The organism is Arthrobacter sp. UYEF21, assembly GCF_040546085.1.
Classification (GTDB): Bacteria; Actinomycetota; Actinomycetes; order Actinomycetales; family Micrococcaceae; genus Arthrobacter.
In genome coordinates, this window is the sequence record NZ_JBEPNF010000008.1 from 1 (window position 1) to 19,576 (window position 19,576).

Below are 19,576 nucleotides of genomic sequence, written 5' to 3' on the forward strand. Positions count from 1 at the left end.
GGCATCCTCCGCGAGCTCCAACACCTCGTCGCCGCACGGACCGGATACTGCCCCTACTGCCACCCACGAGGCCCAACCTAACTAAGTACTACTAGGTAGCCCAAAAGATGGCGGCCTGGACCGAGAAAGGATTCCCGGGCGCCTACATCTTTCCCCTGGCGGGCGTCGTCCTCATCGCCGTCGCCGCCCGTAGCCAGGCTCATCATCCGGCTCGCCCTGATCCCGGCCGCTGCCCGCACCGCCGTGGCGCAGTCTGGGCGCTGGGCCTGTCCTCCTCCGCTGCGCAGTTGCAGGCCACGGCGGCGTCCCTCCCGCCCGCCTTGCTGGAGATCACCGGCGTGCTGGACTTCGGCACCACTATCTTCACCTGGCGATCCTGACGGAACTGACCACCGTGATCGCGCATTTCTCTGCACCCCAGGGCGGTGCGATCCGCACCGCAGAGGATCTCGGCGTCGAACTCGACGACGAACCCGTCGCAGCGGCACCGCAACGGGTCCCTGCTGGTGTTCCTGATCCTGGGCCTCGTGCTGCACGGAACTCCGCGGAACTTCCTGCAGGCGGTCAACAAGGCCGTCCCCCGACCGCCGGAATCCTGGTTCAGTTCCCGCTCTCCGCCATGGCAGCCATCCTGACCAGGGCCACCGGCAACGGCGGCATGACCCTGTCCTCACACCTGGCCGAGTTTTTCTCGGACATCGGCGGTGGCGGCGCGTTCGCCGTCGTCATCGCCTTGTATACGGCCCTGCTAGGCCTGCTTGTGCCCTCCGACGGCGGCAAATGGCTCGTCGAGGCGCCGTATGTCATGCAGTTAGCCACCGATGTCCAGATGAACCTTGGCCGGACCGTGCAGATCTACAACATCGCCGAGGCGCTGCCCAATCTGGGCAACCCGTTCTTTATGCTGCCGCTCCTGGCGGTGCTGAGGCTGCGCGCCCGTGACCTGATGGGATTCACGTTCCTGCAGTTTGTCTTGCACCTGCCGGTGGTGCGGCTGCTCGTGTGGCTGCTCGGGATGACGTTCAACTTCGTGCCACCTGTGCTCCCAGCCGGAACGGCCGTGCCGTAGCAGGACTTAACTGGATAGCGCCAAGTCGTTTTAAGGGTTCAAACGACTTGGCGCTACTCAGATGCGGACGGCTGGGCCGCCTGGGCCCGACAGGTCAGTCCGAGACGACCAGCGTGTCGGCCCCCTGCTGGCGGGCCGTGCCGCTTTCCAGCAAGGGCTCGACGGCGGCGCGCAGGGCCGTCATCGAATCGTCCAGTTCCAGCATGACCGGGTGCTGGTACGCGAGAAGCGCGAGGAGGTCGCGGACCGCGGCTGCGGCGTCGTCGGCGTCCAGTGCGGGTTCGTGGCCCACAAAGACGTCCGTCGCCTGATGCCCTTGGGCGGATGCGGTGGCCGCCGTCGGGTCCTGGGCCGGCTGGGCGTAGCTCACTGCAAACGCCCGGATGCGGCCCTTTTTGCTGGGCGCAACCCCGGCGCCAAAAGCGGATTCCGGCTCAGCACGCAACACAATGGCACCGTGCGCGCCGGTGAGGTCGTCCAGGAACAGCTTCTGCACCTGCCCCACCGACAACACGCCCGGCGAATCCCAGCCGTGGATGGACGTGTAGTACCGCCCCACCAGGTCGGTCAGCTCAACAGAGCCCGTGGCGAGGTCCATGACCACATCGGAACCGGCGTTCTCATCGTTCGCCGGCCGGCCGCCATCGTCCTTGCCAGGGAACACCGGCAGCTTCAGCGCGCCGGGGTCCACCACAACCAGCCGGGAGCGCTGGATGGGCGAGAGCCCGAACGACTCGGCAAACGCCGCGCCAGGGCTGCCGGGCTGCACCTTCGCGCGGAGCCTGGCAACGCCCGACGGCGCCCGCTCGGCTTCGCGGCGCAGCATGGTCAGGAGCGTGGCACCGATGCCGGAGCGCCGGTGGTCGCGCGCCACCTCAATGTACGCCCACAGCCGTTCGGGGTGCAGCGAGGCTTCGTAGACCACGCCGGCCGCTACCGGAATGCCGACGCCGTCGATCACGTCCTCGGCCACGATGGTTCGCCGCCACGGGGTCCCGTCGTTGCCGGCAGACGAGACGGTCAGGGCCCCGCGGAACTGCCGGGCCTGCTCGGTCTCCGTGCCGCCCCAGATTTCGAGCAGCGCCAGGTCATCGCCGTCGCGCCATTCGCGGTATTCGATGGCCATTCTCAGGCGCCGATCAGGCGGGCGGCCAGGTAGCCTTCCACCTTGTCCAGCGAGACGCGTTCCTGGCTCATCGTGTCCCGCTCACGGATGGTCACGGCCTGGTCCTCGAGGGTGTCGAAGTCCACGGTGATGCAGAACGGGGTGCCGATCTCATCCTGGCGGCGGTAGCGGCGGCCGATCGCGCCGGCGTCGTCGAAGTCGATGTTCCAGTTCTTGCGCAGCTTGGCGCCCAGGTCCTTGGCCTTCGGTGACAGGTCCTCGTTGCGGCTCAGCGGCAGGACGGCGGCCTTGACCGGGGCCAGGCGCGGATCAAGTTTCAGCACAGTGCGGACATCGACGCCGCCCTTGGCGTTGGGTGCCTCGTCCTCGGTGTAAGCATCCACGAGGAAGGCCATGAACGATCGAGTCAGGCCGGCGGCCGGCTCGATCACGTACGGGGTGTAGCGCTCATTGGTGGCCTGGTTGAAGTAGCTCAGGTCCTGGCCGGACGCCTTGGAATGCGTGGAGAGGTCAAAGTCGGTGCGGTTGGCGATGCCCTCCAGCTCGCCCCATTCCGAACCCTGGAAACCGAAGCGGTATTCGATGTCGGTGGTGCCCTTGGAGTAGTGGCTGAGCTTTTCCAGCGGGTGCTCGAAGAAACGCAGGTTGTCCTCGCGGATGCCCAGGCCGGTGTACCAGGACATGCGCTCCTTCATCCAGTACTGGTGCCACTCTTCGTCCGTGCCGGGCTCGACGAAGAACTCCATTTCCATCTGCTCGAACTCGCGGGTGCGGAAGATGAAGTTGCCCGGGGTGATCTCGTTCCGGAAGGACTTGCCGATCTGGCCGATGCCGAACGGCGGCTTTTTCCGGGACGTGGTGAGGACGTTGTTGAAGTTCACAAAAATGCCCTGGGCCGTTTCCGGACGCAGGTAGTGCATGCCTTCCTCGCTGGCCACCGGGCCGAGGAAGGTCTTGAGGAGGCCGGAAAATTCCTGCGGTGCGGTCCATTCGCCACGGGTGCCGCAGTTGGCGCAGGCGATGTCCTTCAGGCCGTTTTCGGCGGGGCGGCCCTTCTTTTCCTCATACTCTTCCTCAAGGTGGTCTGCACGGTAGCGCTTGTGGCAGGAGAGGCACTCCACCAGGGGGTCGGAGAAGACCTCAACGTGGCCGGAGGCTTCCCATACCTGGCGGGGCAGGATGACGGACGAGTCCAGGCCAACCACATCTTCGCGGCCGCGGACCATGGACTGCCACCACTGGCGCTTGATGTTTTCCTTCAGCTCGGCACCCAGGGGCCCGTAGTCCCAGGCAGAACGCGAACCACCGTAGATCTCACCGGCCTGGAACACGAAACCCCTCCGCTTGGAGAGGGAAATGACCTGGTCGAGTACGGACTTTGGTGCCATGGTGGAACTCCAATTTTCTACAGGGCCGCTGGGTGCGGTCCGCGGTTTATCTGGCCCCGATGCACGGGTGTGCAATCCCGCTGACTGCGGGCGGGGCGAATGAACGAAACAAGGGGCTGGGAACGGTGCTGGGAACAAGGTGCAGCGGACTGCGTGTCCTAGCCTACCGGCCACTGCGCCGGGAAAGCGCTACCGGCGGAAGGCACCCCGGGGCCAAGGCAGGGTGGCCAAGATAATAGCGCCCAGCGTCAGCAGGGTGCCCAGGACGGTGGTCAACTCCACGACAGTCCCCGGCGCCGGCACCAGGAGGTCCAAGCCCAGCGAACCCAGAAGTTGCCCCGCGATCATGCCCAGCCCTGTGACCAGCACTCCCAGGCTGCGGACCAGCAGCGCACCCAGGCCAATAAAGATGCAGCCCATGGGCCCGCCCAGGTAGTACCACCATTCGGCCGGCAACGGATTGCCCGGTCCGAGCAACGCCACTTTGATGCCCAAGGCAATCCACAGCAACACCGCACCGGCGACGAAGTTGACCAGTGTGGCCGCAATGGGCGAGCGGTAATGGACCGTGGCCGTCCCGTTCATGGCCTGCTGGAAACTCATGAGGAACCCTGCCAGGACGGGGAGGATCAGCGGCAGGACCAACTCCGGGCCGCCTGCGCCGTTCAGCGAGGTGCCGTCCAGGGAGGTGCCAGTGCCGCCCTGCAAGCCGGAGCCGGCCAGCCGCGGCGAAACAGCCCATGCCACCGCGGCCACGGTCAGCACGCAGCCCACCACCCGCATCGCGGTCACAGCCCGTTTGCCGGCAGGTCCGATGCCCAGCCGGTCCACTAGCAGGCCACTCAGCGTCTGGCCGGTCACCACTGCCACCGTAAACAGGGCCACGCCCAGGACGCCGACGGTGAAGGACTGTGCGAACACAAAAAAGGCACCGATCCCGCCGGCCAGGACATATACGGGCGGGAAGGCCCGGCTCCGAACCGCCGGCAGGATCCTCGCAAGCCCGGCGCGGCCACTGGGCATGACCAGGGAGATCACGATCATCAGCACCAGGCCGGTGCTGAACCCCACAACAGCCGCGGCGATGCCGTCGTTGAGCCTTGCCCCCAGGGCGCCGTTGATGCGCCCTTGGACGGGAATGGCCAGTCCCGCCCCGACTGCCAGCGGAAGGCCGGCGAGCAGTGGCAGCCGTGGGGTGTGGGTCATTGAATTCACCTTACGTCAGGCATTATTGCTGGTATGAGCAACCAGGACATTGAAGAGATCCCCATCCGTGACAGCATGATCCGCCTCGGCCAGCTCCTGAAGCTCGCCAGCCTGGTGGAGGACGGCGTGGAAGCCGCCGAGCTCATCAAGAACGGACTCGTCAAGGTCAACGGCGAGATCGACGAACGGCGCGGCCGCCAGCTGCACAACGGCGATACCGTGACGGTAAATGGCCAGACGGTCAGGGTCAGCGCTCCCGAAGCCTGACACCCGCACTCGCGACAACAACAACGGCGCGGCCAGCGCCACTTAGCCGCGGGCCGCCGTCGTCCGTTGCTTGTGGTGTCTGTTACTTGTTCAGCACCTCGTGGGTCAGGAACTCGGAGACGTGCCCGATCTCCTGCTGGTTGATGCCGTGCCACATCCCGGTATAGAGCACCTTGGTGAGCTTGACGTGCCCACGGACCCAGCCCATGGTGTATTCGATCTTGTCCGGAGTGATCACCGGATCCTGCTGGTCGCGGCCCCAGAACAGAGGGACGGATCCGTCCAGTTCGCTGTCCCGGAACGCGGGATCGCCGTCGGCATCAATCACAAAGCCGGAAAGCCCGACGACGGCGGCGTAGTCGGTGGGCCGCTGCCGGAGCAGCGTGGTGGCCATGGCCATGCCCATGGAAAAGCCCAGCAGGGTCACGGACGGGTGGTGGGCCTTGACGGAGTCGATCCAGCCCTGCACGTAGCCGGCCGCCTCCTTGACGGCGTCCAGGGTGTAATCGATCGAGGCCGTCAGCGGGAACCACATGAAGCCCGGACCAGTGGGCAGCGGCGCCCTGAGCGAGGCAACCACAATTTCCTCGGGCAGCAGATCCGCCAGGCTCAGCAGGTCCTGTTCGTTGGCGCCATAGCCGTGGAGCAGCACCAGCAGCGGCCGTCCGGAGCGCTGGTCCTCGGGCCGGGACCACATAACAACAGGGGCGGGAAATACTTGGGCGTCAGTCATGGTTTCCATTCTTACAGTTACCCGCCGGTAACTACCTACGGTGGCGTAGCTTACGGACGAAGGGGCAGGATAGGACGGTGAGTGACGCGAGAGCCCTGCAGAATCCGCACACGGTTACGGAATCCCACCCGTGGAGCCGCTATGTAGCCATGGGAGATTCCTTTACGGAGGGCATCGGGGACCCCGAACCTTCGAGCCCCGGCGGATACCGCGGCTGGGCTGACCGCGTAGCCGAGGAACTGGGCCGCGGCCAGGACGATTTTGCCTATGCCAACCTGGCCGTCCGCGGCCGGCTCCTGCAGCAGATCGTGGACCAGCAACTCGCCGCGTGCCTGGCTCTCAAGCCGGACCTCGTGACCCTTTCCGCCGGCGGAAACGACCTCATCAGGCCCGGCGGCGACCCCGACGCCCTCGCGGAAAAGCTCGATTCGGTGGTCCAGATCCTGGCGATGGGCGGCGCCACGGTGGTGCTGTTCAACGGCCCGGACACGGGTTCCTCTGTTTTGGGGCGGATCCGCAGCAAAGTGGCCATCTACAACGAGAACCTCCGCACCGTGGCGGCACGCCACGACGCCATCATTGCCGACATGTGGTCGCTCAAACAGCTGAATGATCCGCAGATGTGGGACGAGGACCGCCTGCATTTTTCACCGCTGGGGCACCACACCATCGCCGCCATGGTGCTGGACTCGCTCAATGTGAACCACACGCTGGAGCCGCTTCTGCCCAAGTCAATGCCACAGCGCACGTGGCGCGAAGCCCGGTCCGGGGATTTGGTGTGGGCCCGCACGCACTTTGTCCCGTGGGTGGTGCGGCGGCTGCGCAACCGCTCCTCCGGCGACGGCATTACCGCAAAACGCCCGACGCCGGGGCCGGTGTTCGGTCCGGGCGTCCCCTTGGGTTCCGGTGAGGGTCCGCTGGGCACCACCGACGTCCGCCGCTAGCCGCCGGCGCGGCGCCCGGCCCCACTCGGCGGATCGACCTGATCCAGTGCTACGACGAATACGTGATGGGCTATTCCGCCGCCGGGCATTATCTGGGCGGCATCGCTCCCGCGTTCCCGTGGACGGTGCGCCGATGCACGTGGTCCTGCTGAAAAGGCGGCTGGCCGGTTTCTGGCGGCACATCCTCTGTCCCGGTCGCTGCGAGCTGGACATCCGTGTGTTCGACGCGCCCGATCGGGCCCCTTCGCGGCACGACGCGGGGCAAAGCCGTGGAGCGTGCGGTGCAGTGCGCCGTGGACCGGGACGGGGCTTTCCTGGGAATCCGGGCCGTCTGGGTGGCTCCGGAGACTTAGGCTGGCCGGGGCTTAAGCTGGAAGGACACATATGAGAGGCGCTACACCGTGAACAGCTTGTTTTTCTGGATCATCATCCTGTCGTTCGTGATTCCGATTGCGATGCGGATGTACCGGAAATCTGTCAACAAACGGAATCAGGGGCAGGGGTTCTCCGGCGGCTACCCCGGTCAGTTTCCCGGACAGCAAAACCGGCAGCCCCGCGATGGCTACACGCAGCAGGATTACATGAGCGGCGGCTACCGCGAGATCATGAGCCCGCAGCCCCTGCCGCCGAGCCAGCCACTCCCGCCGATACAGCCTGTTCCGCCCGCCGACCAGCAGTTCCCCGGCCAGCAGTTCCCGCCGTACGGTCAGCCGCAACAGTATGGGGAGCCCCAGAACGGGCAGCAGCGCAGTGCAGAAACACCCAAGGCCCCCTCTGCCCCGGCGACTCCCCCGCCGCCGTCGGCCCCGCAGGGCTACCGCGCCCGGAAGCTAGCCGAGCTGGACCAGCAGTACAGCAATGGTGAACTGGCCATGGAGGAATACATGAAGCGCCGCTCCGACATCATGAACGGCTGATCCCCGCCCAGAACCTCGGCGGCAGGGAACCTCCGCCCTGAACCAGAACGGGCCCTAAACCTGGAACCCGTCCTAGACCAGGAACACGCTCCGCAGCTGGTTGCCGAGCTGGCCGATCTCGGTCAGGAAGCCGTCGTGGCCGATCGGAGCCTCGATGACATGGACGTCCACCTCGCCGGGGAGCGCGTCGGCCAGTTCGCGGGACTGCGACGGAAAGTACAACCGGTCGCTGTCCACGGCCGCCACGAAGAACCTGGCGGTGGCGCGGCCAAGAGCCTCGTCCAGGGAGCCCCGGCCGCGGCTGACATCGTGGCTCATCAATGCATCGGTGAGCGCGATGTAACTGTTGGCGTCAAAGCGGCTCACCAGCTTTTTCCCTTGGTGGTCCAGGTAGCTTTCCACCTGATAGCGCCCGCGCTCCCCCAACGCTGCGGCCCGAAGCGGTGATTCGGGAAGCTGCGCTGAGCGTCCGAAACGGCCGTCGAGTTCCTCTGCCGAACGGTAAGTGATGTGGGCGATGCGGCGGGCCAGCGCCAGGCCGTCCTGGGGCAACGGTCCGCCGTAGTAGTCGCCGTCGTTAAAGTTGATGTCCTGCCGGATGGCGAGGGTCTGCGCCTGGGCGAACGCGATCTGTTCGGCCGTACTCGCCGCCCCGACCGAGATCACAGCGCAGCGCTGCACCCGTTCCGGGAAGCTGACCGCCCACTCCAGCGCACGCGCGCCGCCCAACGAGCCGCCCAGCACGGCAAACCAGCTGTGAATGCCCAACTGGTCAGCCAGCCGCGCCTCAGCCTCCGTGGTGTCACGCAGCGTCACCAACGGAAAACGGGATCCCCATGGCTTTCCATCAGGGGCTTCCGACGACGGGCCGGTGGAGCCGTAGCAGCCGCCCACAATGTTGATGGAGACCACAAAGAAACGGTCAGTGTCCACCGGCGCACCGGGTCCGGCCAGCTGCTCCCACCAGCCGGGCTCGTCGCTGTCGCCGCGCGTCACGTGCGTGCTGCCGGTCAGAGCATGCTCAATCAGGACGGCATTGGAGCCGTCCGCGTTCAGCGTTCCCCACGTTTCGTATGCCAGAGTGACGTCCGGCAGGTTGCCGCCGGCTTCGAGCTGCAGGCCGCCAATGCTGGCGTAGCGGACCACGCCGTTTCCGGGAGCCGCAGTTCGGGAGATGGTGATCGTCATGGAAAGGACCTCTTCTACGCGCTTGCCCGCCGTCATTTGACCGGCTGGCCAGGTCCTCACCCGGGGCACCCCGCCACGGAAGAGGGTTGCCGGCCAGCAAGCCGGGGCTGTCGCTGACACTCATGACCTGCTTCGAGTGTACGAAACAGCCCCGGCCTCTGGCTAAGAGTGTGACTGGTTGTGACTTCGCGGGGCTTCCTGGCTCAGCTGACGGCCGCGCCCTTGGCCGCCCGGAACCCTGCTTCGAGGTCGGCGATGATGTCATCAATGTGTTCGATGCCCACCGATAGACGCACCAGCCCCGGTGTCACACCGGCGATGGCCTGCTGCTCGGGTGGGAGCTGGCTGTGCGTGGTGGACGCCGGGTGGATGACCAGCGAGCGGACGTCCCCGATGTTGGCCACGTGCGAGTGGAGATCCAGGGCGTCCACGAAGCGCTTGCCTGCTTCCGCCCCGCCGGCCAGGGTGAATCCAACCACGGCACCGGTGCCCTTGGGACCGTACTTGCGGCCCCGTTCGTACCAGGGGCTGGACGGCAGACCCGCATAGGCGACCGATTCGACGTCGTCCCTTGCCTCCAGCCAGCGCGCAACGTCGACTGCGTTGGCCACGTGCCGTTCCACCCGCAGGCTCAGCGTCTCCAGCCCCTGGGCAATCAGGAAGGCGTTGAACGGGGACACCGCCGAGCCGAGGTCACGAAGCAGCTGGACCCGCGCCTTCAGGATGTAGGACAGGTTGGCGCCGAGCGCCCCTCCGGCCCCGAGATCCCGGGCGTACACGAGCCCGTTGTACGTCGGATCCGGAGTGTTGAAGCCGGGGAACCGTTCCGGGTCCTTGCCGAAGTCGAAATTGCCGGAGTCCACGATCACGCCGGCGATGGCAGAGCCGTGCCCGCCCAGGTACTTGGTCGCCGAATGGAGCACAATGTCTGCGCCCCATTCGAGCGGGCGGATCAGGTAAGGCGTGGACAGGGTGTTGTCCACGATCAGCGGCACGCCGGCATCGTGGGCGGCCTGCGACACGCCCTCGATGTCCAGCACGTCCTGTCGCGGATTGGAGACCACCTCGGCAAAGAAGAGCTTGGTGTTGGGCTGCACGGCGTCCCGCCACTGCTCCAGGTTGTCCGGGTCCGCCACAAACGTCACGGAGATGCCGAACTTCTTCAGGGTGTGCGCCAGGAGATTGTAAGTACCGCCGTAGAGGCTGGGGCTGGCCACCACATGGTCCCCGGCCTCGGCAATGTTCAGGATGGCAAAGGTTTCCGCCGCCTGTCCGGAACTCAGCAGAAGGGCCGCCAGCCCGCCCTCCAGGCTGGCAATACGCTGCTCCACGGCATCCTGCGTGGGGTTGCCGATGCGTGTGTAGATCGGCGCGAGCTCCGCGAGGGCAAACCGGTTGGCGGCGCTTTCCGCGCTGGGGAAGACGAACGACGTCGTCTGGTAAATCGGGAGGGCACGGGCGCCTGTGGCGCTGTCCGGCTCCTGGCCAGCATGGATCTGGCGGGTTTCGAAAGACCATCCGTTCGACATTCAGGGCTCCTTTGACGAGATATGGCACTGCGCATGTGCGTTCAGTGTAGGAAGGCTTCCGGGCCGGTAACAGGATTGTGACGAAGGTGGTCAGGGGCGGTTTTCAGGGTTGTTGTGCGCGGGTGTCGATGGGCTGCCGAAACACAAAACCTGGTAAGGCAACCCTTAGCTGAGAGGCGCATCACAAAGTGCCAAGATGATGGCATGCGCATGGATCACGTCTCTTACGCCTGTGAACAAGATGGCCTCGTTGCCACCACCGAACGTATTTCGTCCGCCCTCGGCGTTGAAGCCGTGAAGGGTGGAGTGCACCCCCGTTTCGGAACCCGAAACATGATCATTCCCCTCGCCGACCACAAATACCTGGAAGTTGTAGAGGTTCTGAACCACCCGGCTTCGGACAAGGCTCCCTTCGGGCAGGCTGTCCGGGCACGGTCCGAAGCCGGCGGCGGCTGGATGGGATGGTGCGTCGAAGTGGACGACCTCGCCCCGTTCGAAGACCGCCTGGGCCGGGCCGCCGTCAACGGCAACCGCAAGTTCCCGGACGGTCGTGAGCTGGCCTGGAAGCAGATCGGCATCCTGGGCCTGATCGCGGACCCGCAGGTTCCCTACATGCTCAAGTGGGAGGGCGACCCCTCCCTCCACCCGTCCAACGCCTATGAGAGCAACGTCAAGATGAGCTGCCTGACTATCGCCGGGTCCGCCGAGCGAGTGACGGCTTGGCTGGGTGAACCGGTAGAGAAGCCGTTGGAGGACGTGGCAGTCGAGTGGGTTGCACCGAAGGGAACCCCAGGCATCCTGTCCGTGACGTTCGAAACTGCCACCGGAGCCGTCACCATCTGACGGTCCGTTTCCGACCAATATCCGATCCCCCGGGCAGCGCTGCCCGGATCACATCTTCGGCCGCCATCAGCGCGTGACAACGACGTCACCTGCCGACGGCGGCCGAATCGCTTTAACGGAACCCAGCCGCGTCACCCCAAGCCAACAGCCCGGCCGAACAAGCTAAAGCCCACAAAAGCCACAATGTCCAGCACCGCATGGGCGATGACCAGCGGCATCACCCGCTTCGTCCTGGTATAAAGCCAAGCGAACACCACCCCCATAACGACGTTGCCGAAGAACGGCCCGAATCCCTGGTACAGGTGATAGGTGCCGCGGAGCAGGGAACTGGTAAAAATTGCCAGCGGTATGCTCCAGCCGAACTTGCCGAAGCGGTCCAGGAGGTAGCCCACCACTATGACTTCCTCCACCACGGCATGCCGCAGGGCGGAGAGGATCAGCACGGGAATGGTCCACCAGTGGGCGTCGAGTGCGCTGGGAATGATGGCGGTAGTGATTCCCAGCGCCCGGCCCGCGGCATAGAGGCCCAGCGATGGAATCCCGATCAGTGCTGCGAGGCCAAGGCCCTGCAACAGGTCACGGCCCGGCCTGGCGAAATTGAATCCGAGCTTCTGGAAGGCCGAACTGCCGTGCGTGCTCACGCCCGCGCCCGCGCCCGACTGCCGTTGGTCCGTGAGGAAGTAGATAACCAGGAGCACGGGTACCAGGGCAAAGATAATATCCAGCAACTGGTACGTGAGGTCGAAGTATTCGCGGGAACTCCGCGACTGGTTCAGCGTGGAGGTTCCCTCCGCAAGCGGGGCCCGCGACATCTTGTCCAGCAGTTGAACCACTGAGTACACGGCGGACTGCCCCAGGGACAGTCCAAGCACAATCCAGACTTCGATACGCAGCCGACGGCGCGAGGGAACCAACATGGTTCCATCTTGCCGGGTTAACACCCACTTATGCTTGGGGCTTATGAGCGCGCCAGGAAAAATCATCATGGTCAGGCACGGCCAGTCCACGGCCAACGTCGATACGTCCATCTACAACAGGGTCCCGGACTATCGGATTCCACTGACTCCCCTCGGCCTGGAGCAGGCCACAGCGGCCGGCGAACGGATCCGCCGTGAGCTGGAAGGCAGGCAGGTCTGCGTGTATGTTTCGCCTTACCTGCGGGCATACCAGACCCTCGAGGCACTCAACCTGGGTAACCTGACCGAGCGGGTGATCGAGGAACCGCGCCTCCGCGAACAGGACTGGGCCAATTTCCAGATCAGCGGCGAGATCGAGGACCAAAAGGAGCTCCGCAACGCCTACGGGCATTTCTTCTACCGGTTCCGGGAGGGCGAATCCGGCTCAGACGTCTACGACCGGATCTCATCCTTCATGGAGACGCTCTACCGCCATTGGTCCAAACCGGATTACGCACCGAACACACTGTTGGTAACCCACGGACTGACCATGCGGCTATTCTGCATGCGCTGGTTCCACTGGTCGGTGGAGTACTTCGAATCGCTTAACAACCCGAACAACTCCGAGGTCCGGACCCTGGTGCGCACCGAACTCGATAAGTATGAACTGGATATGCCGTTCACCCAGTGGGTGGACCGCCGGGTGGACGCGACCGTCCTGGATGCGCCGCCGCTGATCTATTAGAGCTGATGATGGGCCGGGCCGCCTGTGGTTCAGGACACCGGCCAGCACATATTAGTGCGGCGCCACGATCACTTCCGTGCCGTTGGCTTCGAACGCTGCCTTGTCCTCGGCGGAGATACCGTGGTCCGTAATCAGCCGGTTGAAGGCGTAGCCGTCCATCGTGGCGAAAGCCCGGACTCCCACCTTGGAGGAATCCGCCAGCACGTAGGACACCCGGGCCCGGCTGGCCAGCAGGGCGTTCACTGACGCCTCGCCCTCACCGGTGTTGGTGGGGCCTACCTCCGGGTCGATACCGTTTACGCCGATGAACGCGATGTCCAGGACCACCTTCTGCATGATGATGTCCGTGTAGGGGCCCACCAGCTCGTAGGAGCGCGGGTTGAGGATGCCGCCGGTCACCATGACTTTAATGTTGGGCCGGACAGCCAGCTGCGAAGCGATATTGATGGCGTTGGTGACCACCGTCAGCGTGGACTGGTTGGCCGGGGCGTTGAGGTCTTCGCGGGTTGCCAGGATCTGCGCCAGTGCGGTGCTGGTGGTGCCGCCGCAGAGCCCGATCACGGCGCCCGGCGGAATCAGTGCCGAAGCGGCCTGGGCTATCTGTTCCTTGGCCTCGGCGTGGTCGTCGCGGTTGTATCGCCCGGGCAGGTCATATGCCAGCGCCCCGATGGTGGCGCCGCCCCTGGTCCGGGTCAGCAGCCGCCGGTTGGCCAGGCTGTCCAGGTCCCGCCGCGCCGTGGCCGGTGAGACGCCCAGCTGTGTGACGATCTCCTCCACCTCCACCTGGCCGGTCTTGGCGAGGATATCCAGGATGGCCGTCAGACGGTCAGTGCGGGTCATAGGGGCCTTTCAGAGTCAACCAATCACCAAAATGTGACGTTTATTGATCATAACAGAGGCAAACGATCACATTAAGTCACTGTGGTGGCTGTTGACCTGGGCGCTACGCAACTATCGTGCCCGTGCGCCGGCCCGCCACACAGCGTACGTGAGGGGCATGCCCGGACGGTAGGCGAGATGCGTGGCAGACGGGGCGTTCAGCATCTGCAGGTCCGCACGGTGCCCCACGGCGAGGGATCCCACCGCACGTTCGCCGTCGGCGTCGTTCCCTGCCTCCCGGTGCAGTGCGAGTGCGCCGCCGTATGTAGCGGCACGCACCGCCTCGTGGACACTGAGACGCATCTGCAGCACCGCGGTCGTCACACAGAAGGCCATGGAACTGGTGTAGGACGTGCCCGGGTTGGCGTTGGAGGCCAGCGCCACCTGCACGCCGGCATCCAGCAGCTCACGCCCAGGGGCCAGCGGCTGCCGGGTGGACAGGTCGCAGGCAGGCAGGCACGTGGCCACGGTCCCCCGTTCGCCAATCCCCGTTCCCTGATTCCAACCGGACCAGCTGTCCGCGAGCGCTGCGACATCCCCGGCCGACAAGTAATTCACGTGGTCCACGCTCGCCGCCCCCAGCTCCACCGCCAGCCGGACGCCGGGGCCGGCACCGAGCTGGTTGCCATGGACCCGGATCCCCAGTCCGGCAGCCCGGCAGGCTTCAAGGACCCGGCGGGATTGGTCAGCGTTGAAGGCACCTTCCTCGCAGAACACATCCGCCCATCGGACGTAGGGCCGGACGGCGGCCAGCATGGGGCCGCAGACGAGGCCTGTGTAGGCTTCAGCATCGGTGCCCGCGGGCACCAGGTGGGCGCCCAGGAATGTGACTTCGTCGGCCACGGTGGAAGCGATCCTTGCGCTGCGCGCCTCATGCTCAACATCCAGCCCGTACCCGGTCTTGGTTTCGAGGTAGGTGGTGCCTTGGGAGACGGCCTCAGACACGCGGGCCATGGCCAGCTTGGTGAGGTCGTAGTCGGACGTCCACCGGGTGGCGTCCACGGTCACGGCGATGCCGCCCGCAGAGTAGGGCTCCCCCGCCATCCGGGCTTCAAACTCCGCGGTGCGGTCCCCGGCGAAGACAAGGTGAGTGTGGGAATCCACCCAGCCGGGCAGCACGGCCCGGCCGCCGGCATCCACGGCATCATCGGCCGACGGGGCGTCCGCCGCGGCACCAAGCCAGGCGATCCGCTCACCCTCGATCACCACGGCGGCATTTTTCAGGACCCGGTGCTCCAGGTCCTGGGTCATCAGCTCGGCGATATTGGTGATCAGGGTACTCATGGAACCATTCTTCAGCGCCGGATGGACCAGCGCGTGGCGGCCAGCGCCTCCGCTGTCCGGGATTCCGGACGGGTGCGGGTATCCGGCGCGGCGGCGGGTTGTGCACTCCGCCCTGCGTCCTGCACTGCCTCCTGCCCTGCACGCTGCCTTGAATCCTGCCCGGTCCCCTGCCCTGCCAGGATCTGGGCGGCAGCGAGCTCGGCCATCGCTGCCGAGGTCTGAAAACCGTAACCGCCCTGTCCGGCGAGCCAGTAGAACCCGGGAGCCTCGGCGTCGAAGCCTGCCACCGGAATGCCGTCGGCCGCCTCGGTCCGGAGCCCCGTCCACGCGGTCCGGACACCGCTGATCCCGAGCGTGGTCAGCTGGTTGAGCTTGACGATGAGGCGCTCGATGTCGCCGGGCCGCGGCCGGGCGTCCTCAGGGCCGCTGGGCACCGCTTCCGACGGCGAGATCAGCACCCCGCCGCCTTCGCGGCGGAAGTAGAACGAGTTATCTGCTGCCGCGACCATGGGGCTGTCATCAGGGAGGGAACGTTCGACGTCGACAATGGCCGCAGTGCGCCGGTACGGCTGCAGCCCGAGCTTCTCCACCCCGCTGATGACGGCGAGTTCGTCGGCCCAGGCGCCGGCGGCGTTGACCAGGACGCCGGCTTGGAAGGCTTCCTGGCCAGCGCCGACCTCCCAGCCGGACCCCAGCCGCTGGCCGGAATACACCCGGGCGCCGGTGATGATGTCGGCGCCGGCGGCTTCCGCCCGCTGCCGGTGGTCAGCCAGCAGCAGCGGGGCGTCGCAGCCGAAGGATCCGGTGTCCAGACCGGCGGCGGTAAACGATTCCGGCACGAGGGCGGGACACAGTTCCAACGCCCTCGCATGTGTAACGGGCTTCATCTGGCCGCTGGCCTCGGCCCGGACGGATCCCTCGGTGCCGATGAGCATAAAACTGCGGGGCGACAGGACCGGCGTGGGCAGTTCTGCGTCCCGTGCCGCCATCAGAGCCAGCGTTCGAAGCGTCAATTCCTGGACAACTTCCGGCCCGTAACTGGGGATGAGCTGGCGGGCGGAGCGGGAGGACGTGTGGTACGCCAGCTCCTGCTCCGCTTCCACCAAAGCAACGCTGCAGCTGCCGGCGAGCGCCGACGCCAGCGACAGACCCGCTATGCCGCCGCCGACGATCAGGACGTCGTAATGTGCTGTCATGGCTCCATCCTTGCAGAGTTGCAGGGCCGCCGCGCCAGGCTTGACCCTGCACTGCAGGAGTCAGCGCACCACTGCGGCACGGCTGGCGACGAAGGCACCGACGCAGGCTTCGACGTCGTCCGCTGAATGCGAGGCCGAGAGCTGCACACGGATCCGGGCGGCGCCGCGCGGGACCACCGGGAAACTGAACGCGGTGACAAAAACACCATGCTGGAGCATCTGGTCCGCCACCTTGGCAGCCATCACGGCATCGCCGAACATGACGGGGACAATGGCGTGTTCGCCGGCCAGGAGGTCGAAGCCCTCCTGGGTCATCCGGCGGCGGAACAGCCCGGCGTTGTCGAACAGCCTGGTCCGCAGGTCCCCGGAATTCTCCACCAGGTCCAGCGCTTTGATAGTCGCGGCCACGATGGCGGGGGCGAGGGAGTTGGAGAACAGGTACGGCCGGGCCTTCTGCCGGAGCATGGCCACCACTTCGCTGCGGCCAGACACGTACCCGCCCGAGGCGCCGCCCAGCGCCTTGCCAAAGGTTCCGGTGTAAATGTCCACGCGGTGCGACACGCCGGCGTGCTCCGGAGTACCCGCTCCGGTGGCACCCATGAATCCGACAGCGTGGGAGTCATCCACCATCACCAGGGCGTCATACTTGTCCGCGAGGTCGCAAATGGCTACCAACGGCGCCAGGTAGCCGTCCATGGAGAACACGCCGTCGGTGACGATGATCTTGCGGCGGGCATCTTTCGCCTCAACAAGCTTGGCCTCGAGGTCCGCCATGTCCTGGTTGGCGTAGCGGAACCGCTGGGCCTTGCAGAGCCGGATGCCGTCGATGATGGAGGCGTGGTTCAGGGCGTCGGAGATGATGGCGTCTTCCGGCCCGAAAAGGGATTCGAACACGCCTCCGTTCGCATCAAAGCAGCTGGAGAACAGAATGGTGTCCTCCGTCCCGAGGAACCTGGAAACCCGGGCTTCCAGTTCCAGGTGCAGGTCCTGGGTGCCGCAGATGAAGCGAACGCTGGCCATGCCGAAGCCACGGGTGTCCATGGCGTCTTTGGCTGCGGCGATGATGTCCGGGTGGTCGGCGAGGCCAAGGTAATTGTTGGCGCAAAAGTTCAGGACGTCTGCGCCTGCCTCACCGATCTGGCCCGCCGTGACGTGGCTGGATTGTGGGGAGTTGATGCTGCGTTCGGTTTTGAACAGCCCGGCGGTGCGGATGTCGTCCAGCTCGGCCTGCAGCTGCTCCTTGGTGGAGGTGTACATGGTGCTCCTTAGAGTTCGGTCCAGTCGAGGACAACTTTTCCGCCGACGCCGGCGCGGGCAATATCGAAGCCCTTTTCCCACTCCAGGGCGGGGAGCCTGTCCGTCACCACGGCCGAGATGCCGGCATGCAGCACCGGGTTGGACGAGAGCATGGCGCTCATGGCGTACCAGGTCTCGTACATTTCCCGGCCGTAGATGCCTTTCAGGGTCAGCATGTGTGTGACCACCTTGCCCCAATCGATGGTGATGTCCTGGCTGGGCAGGCCGAGCATGGCAATGCGTCCGCCGTGGTTCATGTTGTCGATCATCTCAGGCAGCGCGGTGGGGTGGCCGGACATTTCCATGCCGATGTCAAAACCTTCACGCATGCCCAACTCACGCTGCGCGTCTTTGACGCGGGTGCTGGAGACATCGATTGCCAGGTCCACGCCCAGTTGGCGGGCAAGGTCCAGCCGTGGCTGGGACACGTCCGTGATGGCGATCTTGCGCGCCCCGGCGTGCCGGGCCACGGCGATGGCCATGAGGCCGATGGGACCTGCTCCGGTGATGAGCACATCCTCGCCCACCAGCGGGAAGCTGAGTGCGGTGTGCACGGCGTTGCCGAACGGATCGAAAATTGCGCCGAGCTCCGGGGTGACGGAAGGATCGTGGTGCACCCAGACATTGGTCTCGGGGATGACCACGAACTCGGCGAAGGCGCCGTCCCGCTGCACGCCGACGCTGACGGTGTGGATGCACATTTGGCGGCGTCCAGCGCGGCAGTTGCGGCAGATCCCGCAGACCACGTGGCCCTCGCCGGAGACGCGGTCCCCTACCTTGACGTCCCGCACATCCTCACCTGTTGCCACCACTTCGCCGTAGAATTCGTGGCCCGCGATCAGCGGTGCCTCGATCATTCCCTGGGCCCAGGCATCCCACGACTGGATATGCAGGTCCGTGCCGCAGATGCCGGTGGTCATTACCCGGATCTTGACGTCGTTGGGACCGGCTTCGGGCTCCGGCCGGTCAACGAGCTCGAACCCGGCGTGTGGTCCGGATTTATAAAGGGCCTTCATTGGCTTCCTGACTGTTGGTGGCCGCCCCGCTTCGCGCGGGACGGCGATCTACCTTCATTAGAGCCAGTCCAAAGCATTAGCACAAGCAGTATTTTCTCAATCGACGATAAAGCAAAACCTAATGCTTAGACTGGGTGGATGGAAATTCATCAGCTGGAAATCCTTCGGGAGCTAGGTGCCTTGGGCAGTGTGAAGGCAGTGGCCGAAACGCTGATGGTGACCCCGTCCGCCGTGTCCCAGCAGCTGTCCCTGCTGCAGCGCAACGTGGAGGTCCCGCTGACCCGGAAGGAGGGGCGGAACCTGGTGCTCACAGCGGCCGGCCAGGTGCTTGCCGACGCCGGGGCCGCCGTCGTCAGCGCCATGGCGGATGCCCGCACGGCGATCGGCGCGTATCACGGCTCACCGGTGGCGCCGGTGACGCTCAGCGGATTCCACAGCGCCGGCCAGGCGCTGTTTGCCCCGCTCGCACGGCTCCTGGACGCGCCCGGCCAGCCCAGGATCCAGCTCTCCGACGAGGACGTGGCGCAGCAGGACTTCCCGGCTCTGACTGCGCGCTACGACCTGGTGCTGGCGCACCGGATGGACCACAGTCCGCGGTGGCCGGAGGAACGGGTGGCGGTGATTCCGCTGGCGCATGAACCGCTGGACGTCGCTCTCCCGGCCTACCACCGTCTGGCCGGTCAAGGCACCGTCACAGCGGCCGACGTCGTGGGCGAACCTTGGGTGACCAGCCACACCGGTTACTCCCCCGCCGACGTGCTGTCCGCCGTCGCGGCCGTCTCCAGTAAGGAACTGAACATCGTGCACCGGATCAACGACTACTCCACGGTCGCCGCACTGGTGGCGGCCGGTGGCGTGGTGGGCCTGTTGCCGCGGCATACCGCGCGGCCGGTACTCAATCCGGCGATCGTGTTGCGGCCGCTCGAGGGCATTAGCACGCGGCGGCGGATCGACATCCTGGCCCGCCCGGAGAACCTGAAGCGCCGGTCGGTGATGATTGTGTGCGAGGCCCTGCAGTCAATCATGACCGGGCTGGTGGAGGACAGTTGACCGC

20 protein-coding genes and 1 riboswitch are annotated in these 19,576 nt (G+C 65.7%); of the genes, 8 read left to right on the forward strand and 12 right to left on the reverse strand.

The features are described from left to right. Window positions 1–107: 107 nt before the first annotated feature. Window positions 108–380, forward strand: coding sequence for a hypothetical protein (locus ABIB27_RS10145; protein ID WP_354253851.1), 273 nt, complete (start codon window positions 108–110; stop codon window positions 378–380). 14 nt (window positions 381–394) lie between these two features. Beyond that, on the forward strand, window positions 395–1,069 hold the full coding sequence (locus tag ABIB27_RS10150) for a TIGR00366 family protein (protein WP_354253852.1): 675 nt from the start codon (window positions 395–397) through the stop codon (window positions 1,067–1,069). Between the two features lie 94 nt (window positions 1,070–1,163). Here the strand turns inward: ABIB27_RS10150 and ABIB27_RS10155 are convergent, their stop codons facing one another. The 3 genes from ABIB27_RS10155 to ABIB27_RS10165 form a co-directional block, all read right to left on the reverse strand. Continuing rightward, the gene (locus ABIB27_RS10155; protein ID WP_354215251.1) at window positions 1,164–2,195 is read right to left on the reverse strand and encodes a GNAT family N-acetyltransferase; all 1,032 of its coding nucleotides are present in this window, start codon (window positions 2,193–2,195) and stop codon (window positions 1,164–1,166) included. 2 nt (window positions 2,196–2,197) lie between these two features. Further along, the gene (locus ABIB27_RS10160; RefSeq protein ID WP_354215250.1) at window positions 2,198–3,583 is read right to left on the reverse strand and encodes a glycine--tRNA ligase; all 1,386 of its coding nucleotides are present in this window, start codon (window positions 3,581–3,583) and stop codon (window positions 2,198–2,200) included. Between the two features lie 189 nt (window positions 3,584–3,772). Continuing rightward, on the reverse strand, window positions 3,773–4,789 hold the full coding sequence (locus ABIB27_RS10165) for a DMT family transporter (RefSeq protein ID WP_354215249.1): 1,017 nt from the start codon (window positions 4,787–4,789) through the stop codon (window positions 3,773–3,775). 33 nt (window positions 4,790–4,822) lie between these two features. Between ABIB27_RS10165 and ABIB27_RS10170 the strand changes: the two genes are divergently transcribed. Further along, window positions 4,823–5,056: an RNA-binding S4 domain-containing protein gene (locus tag ABIB27_RS10170; protein ID WP_354215248.1), complete on the forward strand. Its 234-nt coding sequence runs from the start codon at window positions 4,823–4,825 to the stop codon at window positions 5,054–5,056. An 82-nt stretch (window positions 5,057–5,138) separates the two neighbouring features. Here ABIB27_RS10170 and ABIB27_RS10175 read toward each other — a convergent pair whose 3' ends face one another. After that, on the reverse strand, window positions 5,139–5,789 hold the full coding sequence (locus tag ABIB27_RS10175) for an alpha/beta hydrolase (RefSeq protein WP_354215247.1): 651 nt from the start codon (window positions 5,787–5,789) through the stop codon (window positions 5,139–5,141). A gap of 149 nt (window positions 5,790–5,938) precedes the next feature. Between ABIB27_RS10175 and ABIB27_RS10180 the strand changes: the two genes are divergently transcribed. Together ABIB27_RS10180 and ABIB27_RS10185 are read left to right on the forward strand one after the other, a co-directional pair. Next, the gene (locus ABIB27_RS10180) at window positions 5,939–6,733 is read left to right on the forward strand and encodes an SGNH/GDSL hydrolase family protein (RefSeq protein ID WP_354215360.1); all 795 of its coding nucleotides are present in this window, start codon (window positions 5,939–5,941) and stop codon (window positions 6,731–6,733) included. Window positions 6,734–7,134: 401 nt separating this feature from the next. Continuing rightward, entirely contained in the window at window positions 7,135–7,650 is a 516-nt protein-coding gene (locus tag ABIB27_RS10185; RefSeq protein WP_354215246.1) for a hypothetical protein, read from the forward strand. A 72-nt stretch (window positions 7,651–7,722) separates the two neighbouring features. Here ABIB27_RS10185 and metX read toward each other — a convergent pair whose 3' ends face one another. Both metX and ABIB27_RS10195 read right to left on the reverse strand, forming a co-directional pair. Continuing rightward, on the reverse strand, window positions 7,723–8,838 hold the full coding sequence (metX, locus tag ABIB27_RS10190; protein WP_354215245.1) for a homoserine O-acetyltransferase MetX: 1,116 nt from the start codon (window positions 8,836–8,838) through the stop codon (window positions 7,723–7,725). A gap of 13 nt (window positions 8,839–8,851) precedes the next feature. Then, window positions 8,852–8,966, reverse strand: a riboswitch (SAM riboswitch). A gap of 75 nt (window positions 8,967–9,041) precedes the next feature. Continuing rightward, complete coding sequence (locus ABIB27_RS10195; RefSeq protein WP_354215244.1) at window positions 9,042–10,367, reverse strand: bifunctional o-acetylhomoserine/o-acetylserine sulfhydrylase; 1,326 nt, start codon at window positions 10,365–10,367, stop codon at window positions 9,042–9,044. A gap of 204 nt (window positions 10,368–10,571) precedes the next feature. On the opposite strand from ABIB27_RS10195, the gene ABIB27_RS10200 reads away from it, so the two are divergent. Continuing rightward, window positions 10,572–11,210, forward strand: a complete 639-nt coding sequence (locus tag ABIB27_RS10200; RefSeq protein ID WP_354215243.1) for a VOC family protein — start codon at window positions 10,572–10,574, stop codon at window positions 11,208–11,210. Window positions 11,211–11,341: 131 nt separating this feature from the next. On the opposite strand, the gene ABIB27_RS10205 is transcribed toward ABIB27_RS10200, so the two are convergent. Next, a complete protein-coding gene (locus tag ABIB27_RS10205; RefSeq protein WP_354215242.1) occupies window positions 11,342–12,127 on the reverse strand; it encodes a CPBP family intramembrane glutamic endopeptidase in 786 nt (261 codons plus the stop codon). Between the two features lie 43 nt (window positions 12,128–12,170). On the opposite strand from ABIB27_RS10205, the gene ABIB27_RS10210 reads away from it, so the two are divergent. Next, the gene (locus ABIB27_RS10210; protein ID WP_354215241.1) at window positions 12,171–12,851 is read left to right on the forward strand and encodes a histidine phosphatase family protein; all 681 of its coding nucleotides are present in this window, start codon (window positions 12,171–12,173) and stop codon (window positions 12,849–12,851) included. Window positions 12,852–12,902: 51 nt separating this feature from the next. Here the strand turns inward: ABIB27_RS10210 and ABIB27_RS10215 are convergent, their stop codons facing one another. From ABIB27_RS10215 to tdh, 5 genes are all read right to left on the reverse strand, one after another. Next, entirely contained in the window at window positions 12,903–13,691 is a 789-nt protein-coding gene (locus tag ABIB27_RS10215; RefSeq protein ID WP_354215240.1) for a DeoR/GlpR family DNA-binding transcription regulator, read from the reverse strand. A 111-nt stretch (window positions 13,692–13,802) separates the two neighbouring features. Then, window positions 13,803–15,014: an imidazolonepropionase gene (gene hutI, locus ABIB27_RS10220; protein ID WP_354215239.1), complete on the reverse strand. Its 1,212-nt coding sequence runs from the start codon at window positions 15,012–15,014 to the stop codon at window positions 13,803–13,805. An 11-nt stretch (window positions 15,015–15,025) separates the two neighbouring features. Then, the gene (locus tag ABIB27_RS10225; RefSeq protein ID WP_354215238.1) at window positions 15,026–16,210 is read right to left on the reverse strand and encodes an NAD(P)/FAD-dependent oxidoreductase; all 1,185 of its coding nucleotides are present in this window, start codon (window positions 16,208–16,210) and stop codon (window positions 15,026–15,028) included. Between the two features lie 60 nt (window positions 16,211–16,270). Continuing rightward, window positions 16,271–17,467 carry a glycine C-acetyltransferase gene (locus ABIB27_RS10230; protein WP_354215237.1) on the reverse strand — a complete coding sequence of 399 codons (1,197 nt, stop codon included), beginning with the start codon at window positions 17,465–17,467 and terminating at the stop codon, window positions 16,271–16,273. Window positions 17,468–17,475: 8 nt separating this feature from the next. Beyond that, complete coding sequence (tdh, locus tag ABIB27_RS10235) at window positions 17,476–18,522, reverse strand: L-threonine 3-dehydrogenase (protein WP_354215236.1); 1,047 nt, start codon at window positions 18,520–18,522, stop codon at window positions 17,476–17,478. 138 nt (window positions 18,523–18,660) lie between these two features. On the opposite strand from tdh, the gene ABIB27_RS10240 reads away from it, so the two are divergent. Beyond that, window positions 18,661–19,572 carry a LysR family transcriptional regulator gene (locus ABIB27_RS10240; protein ID WP_354215235.1) on the forward strand — a complete coding sequence of 304 codons (912 nt, stop codon included), beginning with the start codon at window positions 18,661–18,663 and terminating at the stop codon, window positions 19,570–19,572. Window positions 19,573–19,576 lie beyond the last annotated feature (4 nt).

Bases quoted from the DNA above. Each gene is read 5' to 3' on its own strand.
- ABIB27_RS10145 (WP_354253851.1), top strand. From the start codon at position 108: ATGGCGGCCTGGACCGAGAAAGGATTCCCGGGCGCCTACATCTTTCCC.
- ABIB27_RS10155 (WP_354215251.1), bottom strand. From the start codon at position 2,195: ATGGCCATCGAATACCGCGAATGGCGCGACGGCGATGACCTGGCGCTG.
- ABIB27_RS10160 (WP_354215250.1), bottom strand. From the start codon at position 3,583: ATGGCACCAAAGTCCGTACTCGACCAGGTCATTTCCCTCTCCAAGCGG.
- ABIB27_RS10165 (WP_354215249.1), bottom strand. From the start codon at position 4,789: ATGACCCACACCCCACGGCTGCCACTGCTCGCCGGCCTTCCGCTGGCA.
- ABIB27_RS10170 (WP_354215248.1), top strand. From the start codon at position 4,823: ATGAGCAACCAGGACATTGAAGAGATCCCCATCCGTGACAGCATGATC.
- ABIB27_RS10175 (WP_354215247.1), bottom strand. From the start codon at position 5,789: ATGACTGACGCCCAAGTATTTCCCGCCCCTGTTGTTATGTGGTCCCGG.
- ABIB27_RS10180 (WP_354215360.1), top strand. From the start codon at position 5,939: ATGGGAGATTCCTTTACGGAGGGCATCGGGGACCCCGAACCTTCGAGC.
- metX (WP_354215245.1), bottom strand. From the start codon at position 8,838: ATGACGATCACCATCTCCCGAACTGCGGCTCCCGGAAACGGCGTGGTC.
- ABIB27_RS10195 (WP_354215244.1), bottom strand. From the start codon at position 10,367: ATGTCGAACGGATGGTCTTTCGAAACCCGCCAGATCCATGCTGGCCAG.
- ABIB27_RS10200 (WP_354215243.1), top strand. From the start codon at position 10,572: ATGCGCATGGATCACGTCTCTTACGCCTGTGAACAAGATGGCCTCGTT.
- ABIB27_RS10205 (WP_354215242.1), bottom strand. From the start codon at position 12,127: ATGTTGGTTCCCTCGCGCCGTCGGCTGCGTATCGAAGTCTGGATTGTG.
- ABIB27_RS10210 (WP_354215241.1), top strand. From the start codon at position 12,171: ATGAGCGCGCCAGGAAAAATCATCATGGTCAGGCACGGCCAGTCCACG.
- ABIB27_RS10215 (WP_354215240.1), bottom strand. From the start codon at position 13,691: ATGACCCGCACTGACCGTCTGACGGCCATCCTGGATATCCTCGCCAAG.
- hutI (WP_354215239.1), bottom strand. From the start codon at position 15,014: ATGAGTACCCTGATCACCAATATCGCCGAGCTGATGACCCAGGACCTG.
- ABIB27_RS10225 (WP_354215238.1), bottom strand. From the start codon at position 16,210: ATGACAGCACATTACGACGTCCTGATCGTCGGCGGCGGCATAGCGGGT.
- ABIB27_RS10230 (WP_354215237.1), bottom strand. From the start codon at position 17,467: ATGTACACCTCCACCAAGGAGCAGCTGCAGGCCGAGCTGGACGACATC.
- tdh (WP_354215236.1), bottom strand. From the start codon at position 18,522: ATGAAGGCCCTTTATAAATCCGGACCACACGCCGGGTTCGAGCTCGTT.
- ABIB27_RS10240 (WP_354215235.1), top strand. From the start codon at position 18,661: ATGGAAATTCATCAGCTGGAAATCCTTCGGGAGCTAGGTGCCTTGGGC.